This window comes from Iningainema tapete BLCC-T55 (genome assembly GCF_014698965.1).
In the GTDB taxonomy this organism is placed as follows: domain Bacteria; phylum Cyanobacteriota; class Cyanobacteriia; order Cyanobacteriales; family Nostocaceae; genus Iningainema; species Iningainema tapete.
Map to the genome: position 1 here is coordinate 168,629 of NZ_JACXAE010000034.1, position 10,015 is coordinate 178,643.

Annotated in this window: 13 protein-coding genes; all 13 read left to right on the forward strand. The window is 40.0% G+C overall.

The window, feature by feature from the left end:
- Positions 1 to 218 precede the first annotated feature (218 nt).
- Entirely contained in the window at positions 219 to 818 is a 600-nt protein-coding gene (locus tag ICL16_RS08605; protein ID WP_190826424.1) for a hypothetical protein, read from the forward strand.
- A gap of 75 nt (positions 819 to 893) precedes the next feature.
- A complete protein-coding gene (locus ICL16_RS08610) occupies positions 894 to 2,078 on the forward strand; it encodes a hypothetical protein (protein ID WP_190826425.1) in 1,185 nt (394 codons plus the stop codon).
- Positions 2,079 to 2,125: 47 nt separating this feature from the next.
- Complete coding sequence (locus tag ICL16_RS08615; protein ID WP_190826426.1) at positions 2,126 to 2,449, forward strand: GIY-YIG nuclease family protein; 324 nt, start codon at positions 2,126 to 2,128, stop codon at positions 2,447 to 2,449.
- Positions 2,427 to 2,732, forward strand: coding sequence for a DUF3155 domain-containing protein (locus ICL16_RS08620; RefSeq protein WP_190826427.1), 306 nt, complete (start codon positions 2,427 to 2,429; stop codon positions 2,730 to 2,732). The genes ICL16_RS08615 and ICL16_RS08620 overlap by 23 nt, the downstream gene beginning before the upstream one ends.
- A 76-nt stretch (positions 2,733 to 2,808) precedes the next feature.
- Complete coding sequence (locus ICL16_RS08625) at positions 2,809 to 3,726, forward strand: DUF5131 family protein (protein WP_190826428.1); 918 nt, start codon at positions 2,809 to 2,811, stop codon at positions 3,724 to 3,726.
- A 468-nt stretch (positions 3,727 to 4,194) separates the two neighbouring features.
- Positions 4,195 to 5,433, forward strand: coding sequence for an AIPR family protein (locus tag ICL16_RS08630; protein ID WP_190826429.1), 1,239 nt, complete (start codon positions 4,195 to 4,197; stop codon positions 5,431 to 5,433).
- Positions 5,434 to 5,550: 117 nt separating this feature from the next.
- Positions 5,551 to 5,697: a hypothetical protein gene (locus ICL16_RS08635; protein WP_190826430.1), complete on the forward strand. Its 147-nt coding sequence runs from the start codon at positions 5,551 to 5,553 to the stop codon at positions 5,695 to 5,697.
- 87 nt (positions 5,698 to 5,784) lie between these two features.
- Positions 5,785 to 6,384: a siphovirus Gp157 family protein gene (locus ICL16_RS08640; RefSeq protein ID WP_190826431.1), complete on the forward strand. Its 600-nt coding sequence runs from the start codon at positions 5,785 to 5,787 to the stop codon at positions 6,382 to 6,384.
- A 57-nt stretch (positions 6,385 to 6,441) separates the two neighbouring features.
- Complete coding sequence (locus ICL16_RS08645; protein ID WP_190826432.1) at positions 6,442 to 6,912, forward strand: hypothetical protein; 471 nt, start codon at positions 6,442 to 6,444, stop codon at positions 6,910 to 6,912.
- A 458-nt stretch (positions 6,913 to 7,370) separates the two neighbouring features.
- Entirely contained in the window at positions 7,371 to 7,985 is a 615-nt protein-coding gene (locus tag ICL16_RS08650; RefSeq protein WP_190826433.1) for a hypothetical protein, read from the forward strand.
- Between the two features lie 174 nt (positions 7,986 to 8,159).
- The gene (locus tag ICL16_RS08655) at positions 8,160 to 8,477 is read left to right on the forward strand and encodes a hypothetical protein (protein ID WP_190826434.1); all 318 of its coding nucleotides are present in this window, start codon (positions 8,160 to 8,162) and stop codon (positions 8,475 to 8,477) included.
- Positions 8,478 to 8,612: 135 nt separating this feature from the next.
- Complete coding sequence (locus tag ICL16_RS08660; protein WP_190826435.1) at positions 8,613 to 8,987, forward strand: hypothetical protein; 375 nt, start codon at positions 8,613 to 8,615, stop codon at positions 8,985 to 8,987.
- A 332-nt stretch (positions 8,988 to 9,319) separates the two neighbouring features.
- Positions 9,320 to 10,015 carry a tyrosine-type recombinase/integrase gene (locus ICL16_RS08665; RefSeq protein ID WP_190826436.1) on the forward strand — a complete coding sequence of 232 codons (696 nt, stop codon included), beginning with the start codon at positions 9,320 to 9,322 and terminating at the stop codon, positions 10,013 to 10,015.

The window sequence follows — 10,015 nt, forward strand, 5'->3', positions numbered from 1 at the left end:
TAGCACAAATCCAACCCCCGCATCATCAAAAACGCTTACGCAGCAAAACAAGTATAAAGCAAGCGGTGTAAAGCAAACGAGAATTTTCCTAAAATGGTAAATTTTTGTAAAGTATTTAGTAAAATAAACCAAATTTTCCGTAAAGTGTTAGGAAACATCTCTCCTCAAGAAAATCTCTTAAGTAGAAAAAACATCCAAAAACAAAATTACCGACCTATATGAACAATTGCAAAATCCTAAGAGTATTACCACAGCAGGGATTAGAGCCAAGGCAATTTCTCCGCCTCTGTTTTGGGATAGCCGAACTCAGCCCAGAACTTCTGCTCGAAGAAGAAACAAGGTTTCAGTACAGCAGCGCGTGTATCAAACTGCTATCAGGACTACTGGGAGTCACAAAACAAGCTGTTCGCAAGTGGGGTAACAACCCTAGCTTTGACAAAATGCCCCAGCACACAAAACTAACACTGGCTTATATCAACAAGTGCAACTTAGACAGAGCCACAATCAACGCAATTGTAAAAGGAAAAAAATACACTCCACCAAGCGCAAGTGCAGAAATTTTCTTAAAAAAAGTATTCTTCGAGGGAATGACACCAGCAGAGCGGCTAGCTACAGTAACGCACATCAACTTTCGTCCGCAGTGTGTCAAAAGCTTATCGCAGGTACTAGGGATTGCACCCTCCACAGTACAGGAGTGGGGGCAAGATATCTCATTCAGAAAAATGCCCAAATACCACCAACACACCTTGGGCTATGCGATCGCTGTCTTACAGCAGCACCAAGAGCAATACGCTTTGCTACCAATAACAGCAGCATAGTATTCAGTTTACCAAATAGGGAAAGTTGGTCTTAAAGAAAGACCGACTAATTATAATAGCGAAACAAATTTTATCATGGAAACTACTCAGAAGGCAATCTCCTACTCCCAAAAACATCAACTAGAACCCAACCCAACCGCACATATTGAAAACAGCAGTCTAGAATATCTCCACGTCGCTTTCCTGCTTTGGGAATATAAAACCAGTTATAGCAAAAAAGAATACCGCAGACTGTTAAATACTTACGGTTGGGATAAGGGAAGCGCAGAAGAAATACGGGCGCTCAAGATAGGTGAAAACTTCCTTGAGTTCGCTTGCTGTCCCCAGCATCTAGCACCCATCCCAGTCACAATTTTACTTAAACTGTGTTCTGAAAAATACAAACCAATTATCAACCAACTTCAGGATTACCCTATCGGTGGATTAACCTGCGAAGTGGTACTGGAATTGATTGAGGAACGCAAAGCCTTACTTAAAGCTGAGAAACAAGCTTCTCAAAATAGCTTTGAAGAAAAACCATCAATTTGGCGCAGAACCCCCAGAGGGGAGAGATTTGTGCAATTTCCACCCCTGTGGGAAGAAAATCACCAGACAGGGGTACTGGCACAGGAACTAATTGACGAATACGGACTACTCCCACAAGCTATACTGCGTGAAGCGATCACCGACTATCATGCCAAACTTACACAGGAAAAAGAGCAGTCCCAAGAGACTGCTGAATCTGAAATGGTTGTGGTTGATTCGGAGATACCCCCACAAGTGGAAATATCCCCTATAGAGAGTGAAGAAACTAAAAAAGAAGTTATCTCTAGCGTAGAGCAAAACGAGCAAGCCATCACCCTCCAAGTTCGGGAGTTTGCCACCGACGGAAACCGCCAGAACGGCTACTCTCCCACCAGTAGTGTTACCGAACAGCAGCCAGTTGAAGTAGAGGAAGCATTCATACTAGCAGAGAAACTCCGCTCATCTAATAGCTACTATCAAATCCGTTGCTCTTTATACAGACACTTCAACGTTAAAGACCAAGCGTGGGAGCTACTTTCTCCCGAAGAAAGGTCAAGAATTGAGAAACTACTCCCACAAGAAGTATTAGCCCTAAACGAAGCAAGAAATTCAGGGTTGATTGTAGATTTTTATGAGTTAGAAACTGGCTGGTTTCAAATATTTATACATGGGGTAGATACGCCAATTAGTGTGAGTAAGTCGAATGTATTTGATTGGTTGAAAGAGCAAGAGAGTATTACCTCTGTAATCGTATAAACCACCACTAATAACTCACGCTTCAACCCCAAAAATCAACCAAAGTAATGGAAATAGGAGAGAAAATACCCTCCTATCCGTGCTGCTATCTCATTGAATTATCTGAAGCACTCGGTAATGAGAAACATTCGGCTCGTTACTACTTAGGTTCGTGCGCCAATCTTAAGAAAAGGTTCCAGCAGCACTTACAGGGGACAGGAGCAGCATTCACACGCGCAGCAGTAAAGAGGGGTATTCAATTCAAAATTGTCCATATTTGGAGAACCTCAAGCAAACAAGAAGCACGCCAGCTTGAAATTCAACTTAAACGTCAGAAAAACCACGCCAAATTATTAAGGAGAGTGCAGGATGGAAAGACTACCAAGAGCTAAAAAAATAAAATTTCTGCTGAGAACTCGCAGAGATGGAAAGAAAACTCTATCAAGAATACCGCAATACAGCGTAGTTCACACAAACCCAAAACAGAAAACCTGTACAACAGCCAGAAAGTATATAACATCTAACAAAATCACTGCACCAGCAGTAATTACGGTTATCAAACCATCTCTCATTGAGGACAAATTCTTCCTTTCCCAAATCGGTTTATGGGACTACAAATACGCCGTCATGAACTACAAACATTTCCTTCCAGAAATACTACCAGTCGCTAGTTAAAAAAGGCGTACAACTTGCATCACAGCCTGTCAGACATGGCAGGCTAAAAACTTTCGTCCCCAAAATATGGAATAGTATGACTACTAAGATTCAATGGACAACCGAAACTTGGAATTATATAGTTGGGTGTTCAGAAATTCGGGCTGGATGTAATAACTGTTATGCCAAACAATTGGCACAATCACCACGTCTTGCTAAGTTCCCTCAATATCAAGCTGTCAAAGAATGGGATGGAACTGTAGTGTTAGTTAACAAAGCAATTGATATCCCACTCCTCCGTAAAAAACAGTGTGTTTATTTTGTTAATTCAATGAGCGATTTATACCACGAAAATGTCCCTGAAGAATGGATAGACATGGGGTTTGGAATCATGGCAATGTGTCCGCAACACACCTTTCAGATTCTTACAAAACGTCATAACAGAATGCAAGAATACCTACATCAACCGCGTTTGGTGTTACTGGAAAAATGGTATAAGTCTATCTCAAGACAATACGGATTACAGTGGGAATTTGATGATTCAAAAAGCAATATTATCCGCAGGCGAATTGAAAGTACATTTGATGGAATAAACCCTACAATACCACTTCCAAATGTCTGGATGGGAGTATCAGTCGAGAATCAAAAAGCTGCTGACAGCGCAATTCCTACCCTTATCAATACAAAAGCTGCTATACGCTTCCTCAGTTGCGAACCGCTGCTTGAGAAAATTGATATTACCCATTACTTAGGTTGGCGCGATGAACAAGGTAAAACCCTTATCAATTGGGTAATTGTCGGCGGTGAATCTGGATTGCGATCGCGTCCATGTAACTTTGAATGGATTGAGGATATTGTCAACCAGTGCTACAAATACAATGTTCCAGTATTTGTTAAACAGTTAGGAAAAAATAGCAACTGGAAAACAAAACATCCTCAAGGGGGAGATATCAATGAATTTCCCAAACAACTTAAAGTTAGAGAGTTTCCATTTGTTGACGCTCTCCTGCCTTAAATCCTTAAGTTTGCCCATGTTTAAATCAGCGCCTCATCATTAGGGCGCTTGTCGGTTGTGCTTCTGTACGCGATTAAGATTGCGGTTTGTGCGCTTGGGCATGGTGTTAATCAAACTCCTCCTCGGTTAGTTTGACACCTCAGCTTGCCCTAAATATTTAAGCAATAAAGCTTATTGACAAACGTATCACTGTCTTAACCTGTCACGAATGCTGCCAATAAACAACCCACTCGTATTAGTTCTGTGACGCAATCGAACGCCGGGAGCGCTTTCTAGAGGTATTATACCAGTGGTACGGTATCCCTGCGTTATTTGTCTAAAGCTTTAGTGAGCCTTAGCCTCAAAGATAAAAAATCAAAAAATCGGCATTTAAAGTAACAATCTTTAACAATTGTACTGAGAAACTAGTAAAAATGATAAAAATATAAAGCTAACCAACAAAGTCCCAACTATTAGTCAACAAGGAACATGCCAAAAACCTACAAACTTAAGGTAGACAACTATTCATACTTAATATCATCACCCAAACCCCAGTGTATTATAGCCTGTGCACATATAAAAGACTTCCCCTACGAATTACCTCTTACACCTAACATTAGAGAGCCAAATCGCAAAAGCTCAGTCTACAAGCAAATACTTGACTCGCTCTTTGTTGCTCCAGAAAAATTCGTAGAGAAACACAGTGGTATTACAATATCAGTTAACAAGATCAAGGTAATAAACTCACAAGAACTGGAACTAGAAATTTTAGAGTACTCAGAAGGTTATACCCACCACGGCATTTTAAACGGTGGGCATTCTGTTTTAGCCTTTGAAAACGCTATAAGGTACGATTACAAACTCAAAAACGCAAAGGTCAAAGTAATTATCCATGTTGGTTTAAGCGAAGAGGAGGCACGAGATATTAGTCTTGCCGCTAATACCAACTCCCCTGTAGACGCACGGTCTAAAATCAACGCCCGAGGTGATTATGACTTTATTAAACACTATATCACCCAGCTGGAGCGTACAGAAAAGAAAAAATTCCGCATCGCTTACTACCAAAACCAAAGTAGCGCTCCCAAAGATTCGCACTGTTCGGTCAACCACATCTACAAGCTTCTTACGTGTCTGGACTGCAACCGCTACAACCCTGATAATGAGAAAAAAAGAGGAAAACACCCTACAAGTCTTAGTATTCCAACTGAAATAACTGACTCTGAAAAGGAGAGGATAAGCAGACTTTTGCACCTGCTACCCCAAAGCTTGTGGGTAGAACAGCGCCTCTACGAAATCATTTACGAATATCTAAGCAATCCCCAAAGAAAAGGTAACAATAACCTCGCATCCATCGACACCAAAAAAAACACCCTTCTTCCCGACAGTCAATACTCGTTCGGATTTGGCGCACCAGCTGATTTGGCTCTTCCTGTAGTAGCAGCATTTCGCGTCTTCCTAGACAAGGAATACAAGTGGGTATTACCTTTTGAAGAATTTAGCGAAAACCTTCTACAACACTTATGGAAAAAACACTTCCTAGACTACCTCAAAGAAGAAAAAGCTGCAGGCAACTCGGTAGGTGCCAAAATAAGCCGCAATATTGAAGTGTGGGAAAATCTATATACTTGCGCTTCTCTTTACCTTAACGAATTATATAGGAAAATTATCAACGAGAAAGCAAGCGATCGCAACTCTAAAACTAAGCCCAAAGAACTGATTCTAACGTAAAAACCCTCATCCCATTAAACCTAAATAGTCGAAGGAAATTAACACATTTCCCTCGGCTATTTTTAAATAACATCAAGTGCTACGCACAACTTCTATGACCAAATTAGAAGTTGCAACATGAATACACCAGTTAATTATACAACAACTCCTCAAAAGTCAAAACAAAAACAGCAACCAATAGTTACTGAAGCACAATACTACGACTACGAGGCAGAACTGGCGCAAGAAAGGCAAGACTACTACCACATGCAGTATGGGTACTAAGTCAATCTTCCTCACAGCATCAATTCTTTATTGTCAATAACCAGTCTTCTGTTACTGAAGACTGGTTTTTCATATTAGGAGTAAATCATGACTCAAGCAATCGAAAGAGAAATCAACCAACTTTCCCTAAGAGAATTATGCCTTGACGCTGCTAAACTCTGGTCTCTTATTGAAGAGTTATCAGAATTAGGAGAAGAAGGGAAAGTAGAAGAACTCGTCCAACAGCTAATGTCCGTCCAGGATGGTATTGAAAACAAAATCGATGCGATCGCCTGGGTTGTTGATCAGTTAAATGTGGACATCGAAACCTGGGAGGAGAGGAAAGCACGAGTTGTAGAACTTCACGACCAAGTAATTTCACGCCGTAAAACTCAACTTGAGGAAATTAAGCACACATTAATTCACCTACATGAAATAGGATTAATCAACGACAGAAATATCGGCAGGGAAAGAGAAATCGAAATTAGGCACAACCCGCCTAAAGTGGCTAACTTATTAGTAGAGGTAGATGATGAATATTTCCCAAATGAATTTAGAACTATCAAGTACCAAGCTAATAACAAGGCAATCCTCGAAGCATACAAATCAGGTAAAGATGTCAGCAATGTTGCTGAGGTAACTATTGGGAAACAGGTACGATTTAAGGTGAAATCAGTCAGAAAAACTCATAGTAAGAAAAACAGCTAACAGCAACATTCAGCCGCCTATCTCAAAACCAGGCGGCATTATTTCTGAGCATCTAACATGAAAAATCAAACTACTCCCGGCATCATCACCATCGGCGCTTGTTGCAGTAACAAAAGAACTCCGGAGACTATAATTATCCGCTGCACCGCTCCCCAAAATAACCACCATGCACTCCTACTCGCAAATCCCTTCTTAATTACAAACCCCAGCCAAAAAGAAGCCGTAACTCGAGCATATAAACAGTGGCTGTGGATCAACATGAAAAATCGAGAACAATACATCCCTCTTGAAGGGTGGACTAAACGCGGACTAACCGTAGCCCCCGACTACACCGCACGTTCGGCTAAGTACGTATGGCAGACGTTTTCACATACGTTGTGGCTGCACAACAAAGGGGAAGATATAGAACTTATTTGCGACCAACCAGACATTGCGGAAACTATTCGCAGTGCCTTGTTATGGCTATCTTACCCCAAAAATCTAAACTTCAAGTGGCTGGCTGATAAAGCTCAAGATGCGCGGATTTAGACTCGAAAAACCTGAATCACCCACGGTCAAAGATAACTACGACCGCTTCAAAGGCATGTGCAAAGGGAGATATCTAGTCGAAGACTGGGCTTGTGCCACATTAGCAGAAGCTTATGACAAAATGTTGAATGTTAATTACTGTTGGGAATGTTGGTAAAGAAGTTATTTCAGATAAAATAACCCAAGTCATTTTATAACGACTTGGGTTACTTTTTGATTGGGTTGAAAGAAAATTATCGGCACTCTATAAAATAGCTCAGACTCTTTCACAACAGCACACTTCACAAAAAGCAGTGCCACGACAGTGAAGGGGTTACTCGCAGTCGCTTTGGTGCAGCGCCATGTACAAGTGTTCGCGTCTCCACAGGTGACAAAATTATTCAAACAATCGACTAAAAAGTAACCCACAACGAAGGTTACACCTTCGAGGAGGATAAAATTAAATTCACGCATTAGAGATGAATTCAAACATACAAACTTATTCAAAAATCCGCCTCATTTACTTCAAAAATAGTGGTAAGTTCTACACCAACGGCAACCTTGACTTACTACCAGAAGAAATATCCACAGATGGCAAACTAGCGCTAATGTGGAAAATTAGCCAAAGGGTAAAACAGTTAAGCATCAGTAAAAAACTTCCTGCCGTCAATAGCAATTGGCTAGAAAACGAATGTTTTATCATGGTTGATGTTCCTAGAATGGGATATCCCTGTTTGCTACTACCCTCAAACAAAGAGAAGCTTTTCTCAACCAATTCGACTCAATACAAGCCCGTTAAAACACAGAAATCATCTGAAAAGGAACTTCCTTCAATCCGACTCATATACTTCCGCGAGTATGGTAAGTTTGATGACGAGGCAACCCTAGAAATGCTACCATCCGACAAGAGTGATGATGGCAAAGTCGCACTTATTTATAATATCTGTGACAGGATCGAATTCCTTAATGAACAAGGAAAACTGCCAGGTAGAAGTAGTAAATGGCTCTACAACAATGGTTACATTATGGTAGAAATACCTGACGCTAAAATTTCATCTTGTCCGCATCTAATTCTACCTCGTATACCATATTAAGTACTAAAAATATAAACAAAGTAGCACAACTTGAATGATAAGTTGTGTTTACTTTTTTCTGAAGAATTAACATCAAGTAGTTAAATCTACTTTAAAAAAATCAAATTACAAACCACCTCGCTCTTAGCAGACAACTGCTACGCAGATATTCCTGACATATTTGGGAGTATTACAATGTCCAAAACTTTTTACAAATGTCTTGAAAGCCAAAATACTGAAACTCTTGTAGAATCAGTACCTAGCCACGTAGCCTATGATATTGCCAAATTCTGTGATTATTACGAAGAAGGCGTACCCATTTTATTCACCAAGAAAGACCTTCCTAAGCTTCGGGAATACTACCGCCAAGTTCGTGCTTTCCATACCGAATTTTCCACATCCACAACTACTGTAGGTCGAGTCACTTACTGCGGCATTGATGCCGATTATATACTTGATATCCTCACAAAAATAGGAAAAACACTCCACACTTATCAAGTATTTATGATTTAATTAGTAAAGGAAATACCTAGCAGGGGATTTCCTTTTCAAACACCACAAAAGCTAACGCTTAGTATGAATAAAAGACTGGCATATCGCTTCATAAAACAGCCAGTCATTAGTTATATCAGCAGGAAGAATAGGACAATGGAATTAGCACAAGTTTTATTAACAAACCTTCTCTACATCCTTATATACAGCTTCTCTACACTGTTCATTTGGCAATTTATCTTAGAACTATCTATTGCTTTTGAGAAACACTGCAATTGTAGTACATCCACATCACGCGCAGTAGCAACAACCAAAATAGTAGCTAAAAAATCTAATCTCCAAATATCCAAATCCAACGTTAATCTACCACCAAGAAGCAAACAACTAACTGTTCAACAACTAAGAAAAAAATGTTCGCAGGCTGGAATAAAATGGAGTTATGCCATTAAAGAACCCCAATCAGGTAAGAAGAGACATCTCAACAGACAAGAAATGTTAATAGCCTTAACTCAAATTAAACAGTCGGCATAAACAATTATTACTGGTAGTAGAATACATTGCTACCAGTAGTTTAAAGAGGGATATAAATGAACAAATACTGTTGGACAGCTAGAACTACTAGTCGGTAAGTCACCTATATATGCACAAATAGTTAAACCACGACCAATAGCTAATGCTCATTATAAAGAAACGTTCATAGATTCTCCAGAATGAGCTATCATCTGAACACTTATGTCTTATTAAATTCTAAATAACAACAACAACAACAGCGTAGCTAAAGTTAAGTTTTTTTACTACGCTGTTTTTGCGTTTCTTCCTTTTGTAGTATAAAATTACAATGTAAACAAAGAGGGGTAGTGAGGATGAAAGTCCAAAAAGGTATCCTCCCGGACACCAACCGTCAGGTTTGGATGGTGCTGGATGATGACTATTTACCCATTGAGCCAATTCAAAAATACCTGTATTACTTAGACAGCATAGGGCGGAGTCCAAACACAATTCAGACTTATGCTCACAACCTGAAGCTGTTCTGGGAGTTTTTGCGTTCTTCAAAGCTAAATTGGCGCGAAATTAGTATGGAGCAGCTATCAAACTTTATCCACTGGTTGAGAAACCCTAATTCCGGGGTTTTATCTGTTCAGCCTATTGTTTCTCTTCGTTCCGAGAAAACCATTAATCACTGCCTGACAACTGTTTGTGGATTCTATGAGTTTCAAGAACGTATAGGGGTAACAAAGGGTGTGAATGCCGAGCGCTATCAATTACAGCCAGGAAGTAAATACAAGCCTTTTTTACACCATATTAGCAAGGGTAAAGAAGTTAAGACACGACTATTAAAGATAAAAGAACCTTCTAGATTCCCTGGTTGTTTAACACCTGAGAAAGTGAATACGTTAGTTGAATCTTGTAACACGAGACGTGACAAGTTTCTCATTAGGTTGCTATACGAAACAGGGCTACGAATAGGTGAAGCACTGGGTTTATTATGCGGAATCCACGTTGTGGAAAGCTTATTAGTCCAGAGTTTTGGAGAAACACTCTACAACGTAACTGCCTAA

Coding starts and splice junctions, on each gene's coding strand:
- ICL16_RS08605 (WP_190826424.1), top strand. CDS start 219: ATGAACAATTGCAAAATCCTAAGAGTATTACCACAGCAGGGATTAGAG.
- ICL16_RS08610 (WP_190826425.1), top strand. CDS start 894: ATGGAAACTACTCAGAAGGCAATCTCCTACTCCCAAAAACATCAACTA.
- ICL16_RS08615 (WP_190826426.1), top strand. CDS start 2,126: ATGGAAATAGGAGAGAAAATACCCTCCTATCCGTGCTGCTATCTCATT.
- ICL16_RS08620 (WP_190826427.1), top strand. CDS start 2,427: ATGGAAAGACTACCAAGAGCTAAAAAAATAAAATTTCTGCTGAGAACT.
- ICL16_RS08625 (WP_190826428.1), top strand. CDS start 2,809: ATGACTACTAAGATTCAATGGACAACCGAAACTTGGAATTATATAGTT.
- ICL16_RS08630 (WP_190826429.1), top strand. CDS start 4,195: ATGCCAAAAACCTACAAACTTAAGGTAGACAACTATTCATACTTAATA.
- ICL16_RS08635 (WP_190826430.1), top strand. CDS start 5,551: ATGAATACACCAGTTAATTATACAACAACTCCTCAAAAGTCAAAACAA.
- ICL16_RS08640 (WP_190826431.1), top strand. CDS start 5,785: ATGACTCAAGCAATCGAAAGAGAAATCAACCAACTTTCCCTAAGAGAA.
- ICL16_RS08645 (WP_190826432.1), top strand. CDS start 6,442: ATGAAAAATCAAACTACTCCCGGCATCATCACCATCGGCGCTTGTTGC.
- ICL16_RS08650 (WP_190826433.1), top strand. CDS start 7,371: ATGAATTCAAACATACAAACTTATTCAAAAATCCGCCTCATTTACTTC.
- ICL16_RS08655 (WP_190826434.1), top strand. CDS start 8,160: ATGTCCAAAACTTTTTACAAATGTCTTGAAAGCCAAAATACTGAAACT.
- ICL16_RS08660 (WP_190826435.1), top strand. CDS start 8,613: ATGGAATTAGCACAAGTTTTATTAACAAACCTTCTCTACATCCTTATA.
- ICL16_RS08665 (WP_190826436.1), top strand. CDS start 9,320: ATGAAAGTCCAAAAAGGTATCCTCCCGGACACCAACCGTCAGGTTTGG.